The organism is Streptomyces sp. NPDC007875, from assembly GCF_042868035.1.
Classification (GTDB): Bacteria; Actinomycetota; Actinomycetes; order Streptomycetales; family Streptomycetaceae; genus Streptomyces; species Streptomyces antimycoticus.
On record NZ_JBIADZ010000013.1, the window covers coordinates 1 to 12,997 of the forward strand.

A 12,997-nucleotide genomic window follows, 5' to 3' on the forward strand; every position below is an offset into this window, starting at 1 on the left:
GAGCCAGCGTGCTGTGGGCTCTCCTGCGCGACAACCGGGTATTCACCCCCGCCCCACCAGTCGCGCAGGCGGCTTGACTCAGTCATTGAAACTCCCTCGGCGCCACGATGGGTTCCTGAGGCGCGTCGGCGGGCTCCTGAGGCGCGTCGGTGGACTCGTGGATATCGCCGACGGTCGTCACCGCGCGGATGTGCCACGGCGGGTCAGCGGTCAGGAGGGTACGGAGCAGGGCGTCGGAGTGGGCGGCGCAGACCGTCAGCCGTACGACCGGGCCCGCCGGACCGGCGGGCGCGCTCCCGCCCCCGTGCGCAGCGGGGCCGTCCTCGCGCACCGCCCCGCCCGGGAGCCCGGCGGGCAGCTCGGCCCCGGGCGCTCCCTCAGCCTCCACCCGGACCCATGCGTCGGCCGGGGCCGTGGACTGCCCCGGCCGTGCCCCCGCGGGGGACGGCCGCTCCCCGGCCGAAGCCGACGGGCCGGGCACGGCGGGGGCGGGGGCGCGCCCGCCCGGTGGTGCGGGCTCCCGGTCGGGCGGAACCGCCGTCCCCGGTGCCTCGCGGGTGTCCGTGTCCACCGGCACCAGCCGGGTCTCGGCGACGCGCAGGACCCGGTCCGGGGCCCCGGCGAGGCGGCGTGGGTCGTGGTCGACGAAGACGACCGCGCCGCCGTCGGCCACGCGCTCGGCGACCGCCGTGTCCAGCACCCCGCGCGCGGCCTGGTCGAGGCCGGTCCACGCCTCGTCCAGGACCAGCAGCCCGGGGGCGGCCAGCAGCGCCTGTGCCACGGCGATCTTCTGGCTGGTGCCCTTGGAGAGCTCGGCGAGCGGGGTGCCGGCGTATCCGTCCGCCCCGAACCGTTCCAGCCACTCCCCCGCCCCGCGCACCGCCGCGGCGCGGGACAGCCCGTGGATCCGGCCCAGGTGGGTGAGGTAGCCGAGGGCGGAGAACGGCAGCTCGGCCGGGAACCGCTCGGGGACGTAGGCGGTGGCCGGGCGGCCGGTGATCCGGCCCGTGCTGGGGGCGTCGATCCCGGCGAGCAGCCGCAGCAGCGTGGACTTGCCGCTGCCGTTGCGCCCCTCGACCCGGGTCAGCGAGCCCGGCGGCACCTCGAGATCGACACCGCGCAGCACCCAGGGCCCGCCCAGGCCGTAGCGGCGGCCGACTCCTCGCAGTCTCATGCTGGTTGAGCATAGGCGTGGCGGCCGGCCCCGGCGGCCGCCGCCGCGTTCCTGGCACACTGGGCGCGTGACCAGCACCGACGCCAGCGCCGAAGTCAACAGCGAGACCGGCACCGAGACCAGCACCCGGGCAACCACTCACCACGGCACCGGATCCGGCGCCGACAGCAGCCCCTTTAGGCACTCCGACATCGACCGGGACGCCGCGCCGCAGTTCGTCCTGCCCCTGGTGGTCCGGATCGAGAAGGCCGCGCCCCCGGCGCGCACGGACGCCCTGGAGACGGCGGCGCGCGCGGTGCTGGTGCTGCTGTCGGACGAGCGGGCGACGGCCGCGGACGGCGAGTGGTCCCAGGCCGTACGGGACTGGCAGGACGCCCGGATCCGCAAGGTCGTACGGCGGGCGCGCGGCGCGGAGTGGCGCCGCGCGGCCGAGCTGCCGGGCATCACGGTCACGGGCCGGGCGCCCGCCGCGACCGCTGCCGAGGACGGGCCACCGCCGGCCGCCGAGGTGCGGGTGTTCCCGCCGGTGCCGCTGGACGGCTGGCCCAAGGAGCTGGCCAAGCTGCAGGTCTCCGGCACCGACCTGGACGACCCCGAGCCGCCGCCCGCCCCCGACCTCACCGGTCCGGTGCTGTGGCTGAGTCCCCATGTGGAGATGTCGGCGGGCAAGGCGATGGCCCAGGCCGGGCACGGTGCGCAGCTGGCCTGGTGGGAGCTGGACGACTCGGCGCGGGCGGCCTGGCGCGAGGCCGGGTTCCCGCTGGCGGTGCGTACGGCGTCGGCCGAGCGGTGGGACGATCTCACCACGAGCGGGCTGCCGGTGGTGCGCGACGCGGGGTTCACCGAGATCGCACCGGGGTCCTGCACGGTGGTGGCGGACCACCCGGCGCTACGGCGGCCGTAAGGCCGTCGTCTTCCCCTCCCCGAACCGCGTTGGCGGATCCCGTCACGCCCGACGTGGTGCATGTGTTTGAGCCACCACGGGCATCAGCGGTGTGCGGTGGGCGTGATGACAGGATGAGGGAATAGTGACGAATCAGCCGTGGGCAGAGCTCCACCGTGATCTCCTGGCGGCGCGGACGTCGGTGTACGACCCGGGCGGTTTTACCTGCTCACAGCCGGTGCCCGAGCCGGAGAGTGCCGAGTACGCGGCTCACGGGTTCACGCTCGACGGGCTCTCGGTCAGGTTCCGTGTGGCCAAGACCACCCCGACGAAGACTGGCCAGTTCGTCACCGTCTGGCAGCGGTCCGCGGAGGGGCCGATCCGGCCCTTCGACGCCGAGGACGGGGTGGACCTCGTCGTCATCAGCAGCCGCGACAGCGGCCACTTCGGGCAGTTCGTGTTCCCGGGCGAGGTGCTGTGCGAGCGCGGGATCATGTCCCGGAACGGCTCCGCCGGGAAGCGAGGGTTCCGCGTCTACCCACCGTGGGTGACCACGGTCAATCGCCAGGCGCGCAGCACTCAGGGGTGGCAGGTGAACTACTTCCTGCACCTCGGTGAGGACGGGCTTGTCGACCTGGCGCGCGCCCGCGCCCTCTACCACGCGTAAATCCAGGCGTAGGTCCACCCATGGGTCCGCGCTTCTACCTCGGCCGCGCAGCCGGAACCACCCGGCGCCGCGGCGGCCGTAAGGGCGTCCGCCGCGCCGGGGTTCCGTCCGCGCCCAGGGCTATCGCTTGCGGCGGCGGATCGCGCGGGTGACGACCGGCGGGAGCACGTCGGCGGCCAGCCGCCGGACCACGGTGGGGCGGCGCGCCGCAGCGGCGGACGCCGCCGCGGCGGGCGCCGAGCGCGGCTCGGGGGCGGCGTCGCGCGGCTCATCGGCGTAGCGGGACGTGGGCGGGGCCGGGTTCGCGGGCTTCCCCGAGAACCGCAGCACCCTGCGACCCGCGATCTCCTGCACGCTGGTGTGCATCCCCTTGCGCCATGCCTCGTCCGCGAGCAGCTCGTCCTGGATCGGCTCCGGGTCGCCCCAGGTGCCGTAGAGCTTCTGCGTGGTCAGGCAGATGGGCCGCAGGCCCCGGGTGAACACCGCCTCCCAGGTCGCGGCGGCCACCCCGGGGGTGTGCTCGGAGCGGAAGTCGTCGAGGACGACGAGACCGCCGGGCACCAGCGTGCTGTGCGCGGTGCCGATGTCGCCCGCCACATGCTCGTACAGGTGCGAGGCGTCCACGTGGATGAAGCGGCAGGTGTCCGCGCCGACGTGGTCGGGCACGACGGAGGTCGGGCCCTGGATGACATACGGGAGCTCGTCCCAGAAGGCCAGGTAGTTCTGCTCGAATGCGGTGCGGGTCAACGTGGAGTACGACTTGCGTGCCTCCGCCGCGTTCTTCTCGTCCGGCGCGTCCGCGTCGAAGAGGTCACAGACCGTGAACCGCTCGTTCGCCCGCAGATAGGCGGCGGTGAAGATGGCGCTCTTGCCCATGTAGGCGCCCATCTCCATCAGGTCCCCGTGCTGCCCGAGGCGCTCCTGGCGGGTCAGAAAGCGGTCGAACAGTACTTGGTCAAGGCTGGGGAACCATCCCTTGACGTCATTGAGGCTGCGGGGACGCTGGGCCGCGGGGGCGGTGGTGACCGTCATGTGGCTCTCTGTTCGTCGATGGCGGCGGTCCGGAGAGACGTGTCCGGTAATCGTGTCCGGGAGCCCCTGGGGAAAGGATCCCCGGGGACGGGGTCCCGGGGGACGCGAGTGGGCGCCACGGTCGCAGTGAAAGGCAACGCGGGACCGTCTCCCTTGTGACCATTTCGTGACCACGCCTCCTCCGGAAGGTCTTACGGAGCGGTGACGGAACGGCGCGGGGACGGGCCCCGGCGCCCGCTCGGGCCTAGCGTCGTCCCCATGCGCGTACTGGTCACCGGAGGGGCGGGCTTCATCGGCTCGCATATCGTCACCGCCCTCATCGATCACGGCCATGAACCGGTCGTCCTCGATGCCCTGCTCCCGGCCGCTCATCCGACGCCGCCCACGGTGGACGGGGAGTGGATCCACGCCGATGTGCGGGACCGGGAGGCGGTGGTCGCTGCACTGCGCGGCGTGGACGCCGTATGCCACCAGGCGGCGATGGTCGGTCTCGGCAAGGACTTCGCGGACGCCCCGGCCTATGCGGGCTGCAACGACCTGGGCACCGCGGTGCTGCTGGCGGCGATGGCGGAGAGCGGGGTGCGCGAACTGGTGCTGGCCGGGTCGATGGTCGTCTACGGGGAGGGACGCTACGACTGCCCCCGTCACGGCCGGGTCCGTCCCGGTCCGCGCGCCGAGGCGGATCTCGCGGCGGGCCGCTTCGACCCCCGCTGCCCCGAGTGCGGCACATCGCTGCGGCCCGGCAAGGTGGAGGAGGACGCACCGGTCGATCCACGCAATGTGTACGCGACGACGAAGCTGGCCCAGGAGCATCTGGCGGCGGCCTGGGCCCGGTCGGCGGGCGGCCGCGCGGTGTCGCTGCGCTACCACAATGTGTACGGGCCGGGGATGCCGCGCGACACCCCCTACGCGGGGGTCGCCTCCTTCTTCCGCTCCGCCCTGGCGCGCGGCGAGGCGCCCACGGTCTTCGAGGACGGGGGCCAGCGCCGGGACTTCGTCCATGTCCGGGACGTGGCCGCGGCCAATGTCGCCGCCCTGGAGGCGGCGCCGGAGGTGGTGGCCCCGTCCACGCTGACCGCGTACAACACCGGCAGCGACGACCCCCATACGGTGGGCGAGATGGCCGCGGCCCTGGCCACGGCGTTCGGCGGCCCGGCGCCCGTGGTGACGGGTGGGTACCGGCTGGGCGACGTACGGCATATCACCGCGTCGTCGCGGCGGATCCGCGAGGCGCTGGGCTGGCGCGCGGCGATCTCCTTCACGGAAGGCATGACCGCGTTCGCCCGTGCCCCACAGCGCGCGGGGGTGTGAGGGGAGCGGGCCCGAGGGGGCCGCGTCGCCTAGATGATCGATTCCAAGGGATCACTGCGGCGACGCGGGCGAGGGTGTCCACAGTCGGGTTGTGACACATGCTTGGACACCCTCGCGACCAGGCACGAACCATCGGCACAGACAGGGAGCTTGGGACCTGGCCCTCCGGGATCGTCGGGGGTGCGTCGGGTCCGGTTCTTCCGGCACGGCTGGATCTCTGACCGAAGCCTCTGATGCAGGAGACTTCTTCACACTGATCACGGCACCCTGGACGTCGCCGAACTCGCCGAGGACATCGCCGGTGAGCCTACGGGCCGTAGCTTCCGGCAGGTCACGCCAGGAGATCCCAGTCCGGATCCTGTAGACCATCCCGTTGACGGCCTGCCGGTCCTCACCGCGAGGCTGCCCGGTGCCCGCGGCATCAGCGGAGCGAATAACTCCCATCCCCCGTCGGTGAGTTCATGCCGACGCATCACGGACACCGTGATCCCCCACCTGATGATCCCTAAAGGCAGGCTCTAGTAACATTACAGAACTACTTTCGATTCACCACTACCACCGGGATGACCAGGGAGGAGAAGCCGTGTCCGATCACAAGAGTCACGTCAGCTTCCAGCACGGACAGGAGTTCCTGGCCGCGATCTCCGAGCGCTGGAACTACCAGATCCTGCGGGAGGTGTTTTTCGGCATCGGCCGGTTCGGCGAGCTCAAGCGAACCCTGGGCATCTCGGCGAACATCCTCACGGCGCGACTCAACAGCCTGACCGAACTGGGCCTGCTCACCAAGCGCGCCTACCGCTCGGACAAGCCCTGGTACGAATACGAACTCACCGACAGCGCCCGCGAGCTCGTGGTCCCCGCCATCGCGACCATTACGCGCTGGGCCGAGACCCAGACGACGGACGACGAGACCGCACATCACCTGCTGATGCACACGACATGCGGGAACCCGACCAATCCGTACCTCGCGTGCAGCAGCTGCCATCAGCCGGTCGAGGCGTCGACCCTGCGGCCGGTATCCACCGAGGCAAGCGGCGCCGATCAGGAGTAGGAGACGGCTCCGGCTCCGGGGCCCGCCGACCGCCTCGGCCGTGGACGGCCAAGACGCGCTAGTAGCGTTCTGAAACTAGTAGCGATACGCTACTAGTAGATCGCTTGAACGTCTCCCCGTTCACGGAAAGGACTGATCATGACCACGCAATGGCTCGAAGGGACCACCGAGAAGCTGATCCCCACCTCACTGGGCCTGGTCAATGTGCGCGTCGGCGGCCGTTCCGACGGCCCTGCCATGGTGTTCTGGCCGAGCCTGATGATGGACGGCACCATGTGGCAGCACCAGTACGAGCACTTCGCCCCGACCCATCGCGTCGTGCTCATCGACAGCCCCGGACACGGCAAGTCCGACGCGCTGCGCAAGATCATCGATCTCGAGGACTGCTCGGACGCGCTCGTCGAGATCCTCGACGCGCTCGACATCGACAAGTGCGTCCTGGTGGGCAACAGTTGGGGCGGCATGCTCGCCGGGGTCTTCCCGGCCTACCACCCGCAGCGGACCGCGGCAGCGATCGGCATCAACTGCACAGCCTCCCTGCCCACCATGTTCGAGAGCATCTGGGCCACCGCACTGTCCACGTTCCTCTCACTGCACGCGAAGATGCCGCCGCTGGCCGCCAAGGCCGCGCGTGGCGCGTTCGCCGGCCCCACCGCCGAGGCCACCAACCCGGAGTTCGTCGAGTTCACCAAGTTCGTCCTGCGGGACGACCCGAAGTCGGTCGCGTGGGCGCTGCGCTCCATCCTCATCGGCCGCAAGGACGAGCATCGCCGGCTGAACACCATCAAGGACGTGCCCGTCCTGATCATCGCCGGTGAGGAGGACAGCCAGTTCCCCGTTCACGTGGTGCGGAAGATGGCCGACGCCATCGAGGGCAGCACCTTCCGGGTGCTGCAGCACACCGCCCACCTCGCCGCCCGCGAGAACCCCCAAGGCGTCAACGCCGAGATCGACGCCTTCCTCGCCGACCTGCCCGCCGCGGCCTGATCAGGAGGCCATCACCATGACAGACATGACAGGCACCGCCCACGCGACGGCCGCGCCCGACTGGGTCCTGAGGTTCATGGACGCCATCGACACCCTGGAGTTCGACGAGGGCTTCGCACCGCTGACCGAGGACACCGACATGTTCTTCGGCACCGCGCATATCCATGGCGTGGAGGCCATCAAGGCGTTCTTCGTCAAGATCGACGAGCCGCTGAACATCACCCATGAGGTCCTGGAGTGCTGGACCACGGGTGACGGCGTCCTCCTGCTGCGCGGCGAGGCGGCCATGGCCAAGAAGAGCGCACCGGACCAGGTGGTACGCGCCCCGTTCATGCACATCTTCTATCTCGACCGCGAGGAGCCGGTCCGGGTCCGGACACTCCGCGTCACCGCGGGCCCGCTGCAGACCGACTCCGTGATGTGACCTCCCCCGGGGCCTGCCGCGAGTGCCCCAGGCCCCGGAACGGAGGTCGGAGGGTACGGACAGGACGAGCACCACCGGGTCACTCGTCCGTCCGCTGCCCGGTCGGCGTCGCACCTCCCCTCGCAGGTCTCCTCGGCCTTCTCCTCGAACTCGATCGGGCCGAGCCGCCCGAACCAGCACCATCAGCATGCTTGCATTCACCTACGCACGCTTATACCGTCTCAGCATGCTTACGAAGTGGTGGATTCCAGGTTTCCTCACCGCGGAGGTCGGCTCATGACGACACTGCCCCTGCCCGACGCCCGCGCGCTCGTCACGGCCGCGATGACCGCGTGCGGGCATTCCGCCGGGGCCGCCGACACGATCGCCGACCATTTGCTCGACTGCGAACTGCGTGGGCTGTCCTTCGGCGGGCTCGCGCGGGCGCTGTCCGTCGCGGAGCGCATACGCACCACCGGGACGCCGCCGCAGCCGATCCGAGTCGTCGCCGAGACGCCGGTGTCCGCCACCGTGGACGGCGGCGACCAGGTGGGCTACCTCGTCGGCATGCACGCGCTGGACCTGGCCGTGGACAAGGCCCGCACTCAGGGCATCGCGGTCGTCGGCGCACGCAACACCTGGTACACCGGGATGTTCTCGTACTACCTGGAGAAGGCCGCGGAAGCCGGGCTCGCCGGGATGATCGCGGGCAGCGGGCCGGCGGTGGTGGCACCGCACGGTGGCACCGAATCCCGGTTCGGCACCAACCCGATCGCCTTCGGTTTCCCGGCCACGCCGACTCCCGTCATCTGGGACATCGGCACCTCAGCCGTGATGTACGGGGAGGTGACGCTGAAGGCGCGGCTCGGGGAGAAGCTGGCCCCCCGCCAGGCCTACGACGCCGCCGGGGTGCCGACGCTCGACGCGGCCGCCGCGCTCGAGGGCGCGTTCGGCGTGTGGGGCGGGCACAAGGGCTCCGGGCTCGCTCTGGTCGTCCAGCTGCTCGGCATGATGACCGGGGCGGCCGCCGACCCGCCGGGTGTTTCGGACTGCGGCTTCTTCCTCGTGCTGTTCGATCCCGGCGTGCTCACCGATCCGGACGACTACCGGCAGCGGGTCACGGCCTTCGCCGAATCGGTCCGCGCCACCCGTCCCGTCGAGGCCACCCGCCCGGTCCGGGTGCCGTTCGACCGCTCGGTGACCCGTCGGAACGAGACGCTCCGGCGGGGCACCATCGACGTGCCCGAAGCGGTGGTCGAGGCCCTGCGCAAGGAGGCCGCAGGTGTCTGAGGACCCCGACGCCTCCGCCATCGAGCCCTCCCCGTCGGGCCGGCTGCTGTGCGGCGGCTGCGCTCCGCACGACGCCTGCCGCCTGGGCGTCGAGATCGCCGACGCGCGGGACGACGTGGTGCGGTTCGAGGTCGTCTGCCCACGGTCCTGGCACGGCGGCCCCGGTGTCGCCCACGGCGGCTGGACGGCCGCGGTGTTCGACGACGTGCTCAGCGTCGTCGCACTGCGCGTCGAACCGCGGCTGGTCACCAAGTCGCTGGCGGTCTCCTACCTTCGCCCGGTCCCGGTCGAACGGCCCGTTCAGGTGCTGGCCCGGATCGACCGGCACGCCGGCAGGCAGTGGGAGGTCTCCGCCGAGATGACGCTCGCCGGCACGGCGCTGGCCACCGGCCGGGCCGAGCTGCGGACACGCCACCCGCACCATTTCGCCCGGCACGAGGCCTGGCTCGCCCGTCAACCACTGTCCCCCAACGGATCCCACGCAGAAAGCTGAGAACGCCATGGTCGAATTCTTCACTGGGCTGCAGCCCCTCCAGGCCGGCGAAACCGACCCCGACCGCATGATCTCCAGGGTCCGGGAGCTGGACCGCTCGCAGGCCATCGACCGGGTCCTCGTCGGGTACTCCTCCACCTGGCCGCACAACCACGCCACCGCACCGTTCGCGCTGGCGGCATCGGAGAGGTTCTCGCCGATCGTCGCGCACCGTCCCGGCGTGATGGCACCGGTGGCCGCCGCGCGCTACTTCGCCACCCTCGACGTGCTGGCCCGCGGGAGGCTCGCCATCAATGTGGTCGTGGGCGGCTCCGACAAGGATCTGCGACGCGAGTCGGACGACCTGCCCAAGGCCGATCGCTACCGGCGGGCGGTCGAGTACCTCGACATCGTCCGCCGCGCCTGGACCGAAACCGCTCCCTTCGACCACCGCGGCGAGTACTACACGGCCGAGGCGGTGAAGCTGCAGACCAAGCCGGTGCAGGGGCAGGTGCCGATCTTCATGGGCGGGGAGAGCGCCGACGCCGTGGACTTCGGCGCCCGCCACGCCGACCTGTACATGCTGTGGGGGGAACCGTTCGCGGGTACGAAGGAACGCATCGACCGGGTCACCGCGGCCGCCGAAGGCTACGGCCGTGCCATGCGGTTCTCGCTGAGTCTGCGCCTGTTCATCGGTGACACCGACGACGACGCCTGGGCCCAGGCCCGTGCCGTGGAGCGGCAGATCGCCGAGGCCGCCGGATCCACGACCTTCCTGCGCTCATCGTCGACCGACGCCTCCGTCGGACGGCAACGGGCTCTCGCGCTCACCGACCACGAGTTGCACGACGACTGCTTCTGGACCGGGCTGACCAAGCTCCTGGGCGGCTTCGCCAATTCCCAGGCGCTCGTCGGCACCGAGGAGCGCGTCCTGGACACCCTGGGCAGGTACCGCGAGCTCGGAGTCGAGACGTTCCTCGTGACGACCGGCGCGGAAGCGGCCTGGGACCCGTCGCTGGAGGGCTTCCTGGCCCGGGCGAAGAAGGAGCTGGCATGACGTCGACCATCGCCCGGGGCAATGGCGCCCCGGGCCCGGAGGACTTCTCCGATCTCGCCGACGGCACAGTCGGCGGCCTCATCACCGCCCGCGCCGCGGAACATCCCGACAAGCCCGCGCTCGTCTTCGACGACACCGAACTGACCTACGGCACGCTCGACGCGACTGTCACCGACGTGGCGCGCGGTCTCATGGCGGCAGGTGTCGCCCCGGGCAACTCGGTGGGGATCTTCCTCCCCAACCGGCCCGAATATCTGCTCACCTGGCTGGGAGCGGCCCGCGCCGGCGCCGTCGAGGTCCCGATCAACATCGCCTACAAGGGCTCCTTCCTCGACCACGCGCTCCGCAGCACCGGCGTGCGGGTGCTGGTCACCGATGCGGCCCTGCTGGAGCTCGTCGCCGACCTGCGCGAGGTACCTCCAACCCTCGAGACGGTCGTACTGCTCGACGGCGCCCCGCTCCCCCAGCTACCGCTGGGAGGTGCCCCCTGCCGGACCCCGCCCGGGGTGACGGTACAGAACTGGAAGGATCTGCTCGCGGCCGGCGACCCGGCGGTGGAGCTCCCCCGCGTCGCGCCGCAGGACCCGGCCGCGATCATGCTCACCTCCGGAACCACCGGGCGGAGCAAGGGGGTTGTGTACCCGCATCTGATGCCGCTGGTCGCCGCGCGCGAATGCGCGGCGCAGATGGCCACGACCGCCGATGAGCGGCTCTACACCTGTCTGCCGCTGTTCCACGGCGCCGCCCAGATCAACATAACCCTGCATGCCTTCTACGCGGGGGCGACCGTGGTCCTCGGGCGCCGGTTCAGCGCCAGCAGGTTCTGGGACGAGCTGCGCACCCACCGGGTCACCCAGTTCAACGCCCTTGGCTCCGTCCTGCCGATGCTCCTGGCGCAGCCTCCGTCCGACCGCGATCGTGAGCACCGGGCGAGGAAGGTATTCGCCGCGCCCGCCCCGCCCCCAGTGCTCCGTCCGTTCGAGGAGCGGTTCGGCGTACACGTCGTCGAGGGGTACGGGCTCACCGAGATCAAGAACGTCCTCTACAACCCGCTCGGCGCCCGGAAGGTCGGCTCGCTGGGCCTGCCCACCGCATCGTCCGTCCTGGAGATCCACGACGAGTCCGGCTGTCGCGCCGCGCCCGGTCAGACCGGGGAGATCGTGTACCGGCCCCGCCTGCCGAGCATCATGTTCTCCGGCTACCACGGCGATCCCGAAGCGACGCTCGCCACCATAAAGGATCTCTGGTGGCACACCGGCGACCTGGGCTACACCGACGAAGACGGCTACTTCTACTTCATCGACCGCAAGAAGGACGCATTGCGCCGCCGCGGCGAGAACATCTCCTCCCACGAGGTCGAATCGGTCCTGCTCGCCCATCCCGGCGTCGTGGCCGCTGCCGCCGTCGGCACGCCGTCGGAGCTGGGCGAGGACGAGGTCCTCGCCATCGTGCAGCTCGAACCCGGCCACGAACTGGATTTCACCGCACTGTTCGCCCACTGCGACCGGTCGATGCCGCACTTCATGGTCCCCCGCTACTACCGCATCGTGGACCGGCTTCCCGTCACCCCGAACGGCAAGGTCCGCAAACACCAGCTGCGGGACCAGGGCCGCACCGAAGCCTGGGACGCGCTCGCCGCCGGGCTCACCCCCACCCGCCACGCCTGAGGAACCGCCATGTCCCTCCCCGACGGAGTGCGCATCCGCGAGATCGCGCCCCGGTTGACCTTCCAGGACCATGCGGTCCCGACCGACGTCAAGATCGAACTCGTGCAACGCCTGATCGACGCCGGCGTCCGCGCGTTCGAGCTGTCCTCCTTCGTCCGGCCCGACCTCGTACCGGGCCTCGCCGACGCCGCGGAGGTGTTCGCCCGCGTGCCGCGGGTGCCCGGGCTCAGCCTCGGCTGCTGTGTCGGCAATACGCACGGGCTCGCCCGCGCGGTCGACGCGGGCGCCGACACGGCGTACTTCCTGCTCTCCGCCGACGAAGAGTTCGCCCGTGCCAACATCGGACGGTCCACGGCGGACTCGTTGCGCGAACTGGAGCGCATGGCCGCGTACGCCGCGGACCGGAACATCATGCTCGGGTCCTACATCATCTTCGCCTGGGGCGGGCCAACCGGCCCCGCGCGCACCGGCGAAGATCTCCAGCAGCCGGCCCGGCGGCTCCTCGACATCGGGGTGGACCACTGGATCCTCGCGGATTCCTCCGGCTACGCGGCACCGCCCCAGATCCGCGAACTCCTCACCGCAGCGCTCACGCACGTACCGCCCGGCAACCTGACCGTGCAGATCCACGACGACCGCGGCATGGGCCTGGCCGCCCTGCTCCCCATCCTCGAACTCGGGATCCGCGCCATCGACACCTCCCTCGCCGGCAGCGGCGGCCACCCGGCGATATCCGGCACCCAGGGCGGGGGGCTGTGCACCGAGGACGCCGTGCAACTGCTCGAACGCTGCGGTGTGGACACCGGTATCGACCTCCCCCGCCTCATCGCGACAGCGAACTGGCTCACCAGCGAGATCGGCGTGCCCGGCAAGGGGTTCGTCCGGCACACCGGTCCCGTACCGAGCACTGGCCGGCCCGGCACACCGCTCGCCTTCACCTGGTGACGGCGGCCGTGAACTCGTGCCCTGCGCACCACAGCCACCCCGGCCGGCGCATACCGGT

Annotated in this window: 14 protein-coding genes; 11 read left to right on the forward strand and 3 right to left on the reverse strand. The window is 71.2% G+C overall.

The window, feature by feature from the left end; all coding sequences use genetic code 11:
- Positions 1 to 82 precede the first annotated feature (82 nt).
- Positions 83 to 1,174 carry an ATP-binding cassette domain-containing protein gene (locus ACFYOY_RS25885; RefSeq protein ID WP_388589891.1) on the reverse strand — a complete coding sequence of 364 codons (1,092 nt, stop codon included), beginning with the start codon at positions 1,172 to 1,174 and terminating at the stop codon, positions 83 to 85.
- Between the two features lie 190 nt (positions 1,175 to 1,364).
- Here ACFYOY_RS25885 and ACFYOY_RS25890 point away from each other — a divergent pair, with 190 nt between their 5' ends.
- Both ACFYOY_RS25890 and ACFYOY_RS25895 read left to right on the forward strand, forming a co-directional pair.
- Positions 1,365 to 2,078, forward strand: a complete 714-nt coding sequence (locus ACFYOY_RS25890) for a peptidyl-tRNA hydrolase (RefSeq protein ID WP_388590160.1) — start codon at positions 1,365 to 1,367, stop codon at positions 2,076 to 2,078.
- A 121-nt stretch (positions 2,079 to 2,199) separates the two neighbouring features.
- Positions 2,200 to 2,724, forward strand: a complete 525-nt coding sequence (locus tag ACFYOY_RS25895; RefSeq protein WP_388590162.1) for a MepB family protein — start codon at positions 2,200 to 2,202, stop codon at positions 2,722 to 2,724.
- A 120-nt stretch (positions 2,725 to 2,844) separates the two neighbouring features.
- Here ACFYOY_RS25895 and ACFYOY_RS25900 read toward each other — a convergent pair whose 3' ends face one another.
- A complete protein-coding gene (locus ACFYOY_RS25900) occupies positions 2,845 to 3,756 on the reverse strand; it encodes a class I SAM-dependent methyltransferase (RefSeq protein WP_351878973.1) in 912 nt (303 codons plus the stop codon).
- 258 nt (positions 3,757 to 4,014) lie between these two features.
- Between ACFYOY_RS25900 and ACFYOY_RS25905 the strand changes: the two genes are divergently transcribed.
- Positions 4,015 to 5,067, forward strand: a complete 1,053-nt coding sequence (locus tag ACFYOY_RS25905; protein WP_388589895.1) for an NAD-dependent epimerase/dehydratase family protein — start codon at positions 4,015 to 4,017, stop codon at positions 5,065 to 5,067.
- Between the two features lie 51 nt (positions 5,068 to 5,118).
- Here the strand turns inward: ACFYOY_RS25905 and ACFYOY_RS25910 are convergent, their stop codons facing one another.
- The gene (locus tag ACFYOY_RS25910) at positions 5,119 to 5,511 is read right to left on the reverse strand and encodes a transposase (protein WP_351878979.1); all 393 of its coding nucleotides are present in this window, start codon (positions 5,509 to 5,511) and stop codon (positions 5,119 to 5,121) included.
- A 139-nt stretch (positions 5,512 to 5,650) separates the two neighbouring features.
- Here ACFYOY_RS25910 and ACFYOY_RS25915 point away from each other — a divergent pair, with 139 nt between their 5' ends.
- The 8 genes from ACFYOY_RS25915 (at position 5,651) to ACFYOY_RS25950 (ending at position 12,939) form a co-directional block, all read left to right on the forward strand.
- A complete protein-coding gene (locus tag ACFYOY_RS25915; protein ID WP_351878982.1) occupies positions 5,651 to 6,118 on the forward strand; it encodes a helix-turn-helix domain-containing protein in 468 nt (155 codons plus the stop codon).
- A gap of 138 nt (positions 6,119 to 6,256) precedes the next feature.
- Positions 6,257 to 7,105 (forward strand): alpha/beta hydrolase, encoded by an 849-nt coding sequence (locus ACFYOY_RS25920; protein WP_351878985.1) that lies wholly within the window; start codon positions 6,257 to 6,259, stop codon positions 7,103 to 7,105.
- 25 nt (positions 7,106 to 7,130) lie between these two features.
- Positions 7,131 to 7,529 (forward strand): nuclear transport factor 2 family protein, encoded by a 399-nt coding sequence (locus tag ACFYOY_RS25925; RefSeq protein WP_388590164.1) that lies wholly within the window; start codon positions 7,131 to 7,133, stop codon positions 7,527 to 7,529.
- 276 nt (positions 7,530 to 7,805) lie between these two features.
- Positions 7,806 to 8,798, forward strand: a complete 993-nt coding sequence (locus ACFYOY_RS25930; RefSeq protein ID WP_388589900.1) for an Ldh family oxidoreductase — start codon at positions 7,806 to 7,808, stop codon at positions 8,796 to 8,798.
- The gene (locus ACFYOY_RS25935) at positions 8,791 to 9,291 is read left to right on the forward strand and encodes a PaaI family thioesterase (RefSeq protein ID WP_351878991.1); all 501 of its coding nucleotides are present in this window, start codon (positions 8,791 to 8,793) and stop codon (positions 9,289 to 9,291) included. Before ACFYOY_RS25930 ends, ACFYOY_RS25935 begins: the two co-directional genes overlap by 8 nt.
- 7 nt (positions 9,292 to 9,298) lie before the next feature.
- Positions 9,299 to 10,327 carry an LLM class flavin-dependent oxidoreductase gene (locus tag ACFYOY_RS25940; RefSeq protein WP_388589903.1) on the forward strand — a complete coding sequence of 343 codons (1,029 nt, stop codon included), beginning with the start codon at positions 9,299 to 9,301 and terminating at the stop codon, positions 10,325 to 10,327.
- Positions 10,324 to 11,994 carry an AMP-binding protein gene (locus ACFYOY_RS25945; protein WP_388589906.1) on the forward strand — a complete coding sequence of 557 codons (1,671 nt, stop codon included), beginning with the start codon at positions 10,324 to 10,326 and terminating at the stop codon, positions 11,992 to 11,994. The genes ACFYOY_RS25940 and ACFYOY_RS25945 overlap by 4 nt, the downstream gene beginning before the upstream one ends.
- Before the next feature lie 9 nt (positions 11,995 to 12,003).
- On the forward strand, positions 12,004 to 12,939 hold the full coding sequence (locus ACFYOY_RS25950; protein WP_351879000.1) for a pyruvate carboxyltransferase: 936 nt from the start codon (positions 12,004 to 12,006) through the stop codon (positions 12,937 to 12,939).
- Positions 12,940 to 12,997: the final 58 nt, after the last annotated feature.

Coding starts and splice junctions, on each gene's coding strand:
- ACFYOY_RS25950 (WP_351879000.1), top strand. CDS start 12,004: ATGTCCCTCCCCGACGGAGTGCGCATCCGCGAGATCGCGCCCCGGTTG.
- ACFYOY_RS25940 (WP_388589903.1), top strand. CDS start 9,299: ATGGTCGAATTCTTCACTGGGCTGCAGCCCCTCCAGGCCGGCGAAACC.
- ACFYOY_RS25925 (WP_388590164.1), top strand. CDS start 7,131: ATGACAGGCACCGCCCACGCGACGGCCGCGCCCGACTGGGTCCTGAGG.
- ACFYOY_RS25945 (WP_388589906.1), top strand. CDS start 10,324: ATGACGTCGACCATCGCCCGGGGCAATGGCGCCCCGGGCCCGGAGGAC.
- ACFYOY_RS25885 (WP_388589891.1), bottom strand. CDS start 1,174: ATGAGACTGCGAGGAGTCGGCCGCCGCTACGGCCTGGGCGGGCCCTGG.
- ACFYOY_RS25910 (WP_351878979.1), bottom strand. CDS start 5,511: ATGGGAGTTATTCGCTCCGCTGATGCCGCGGGCACCGGGCAGCCTCGC.
- ACFYOY_RS25900 (WP_351878973.1), bottom strand. CDS start 3,756: ATGACGGTCACCACCGCCCCCGCGGCCCAGCGTCCCCGCAGCCTCAAT.
- ACFYOY_RS25905 (WP_388589895.1), top strand. CDS start 4,015: ATGCGCGTACTGGTCACCGGAGGGGCGGGCTTCATCGGCTCGCATATC.
- ACFYOY_RS25920 (WP_351878985.1), top strand. CDS start 6,257: ATGACCACGCAATGGCTCGAAGGGACCACCGAGAAGCTGATCCCCACC.
- ACFYOY_RS25930 (WP_388589900.1), top strand. CDS start 7,806: ATGACGACACTGCCCCTGCCCGACGCCCGCGCGCTCGTCACGGCCGCG.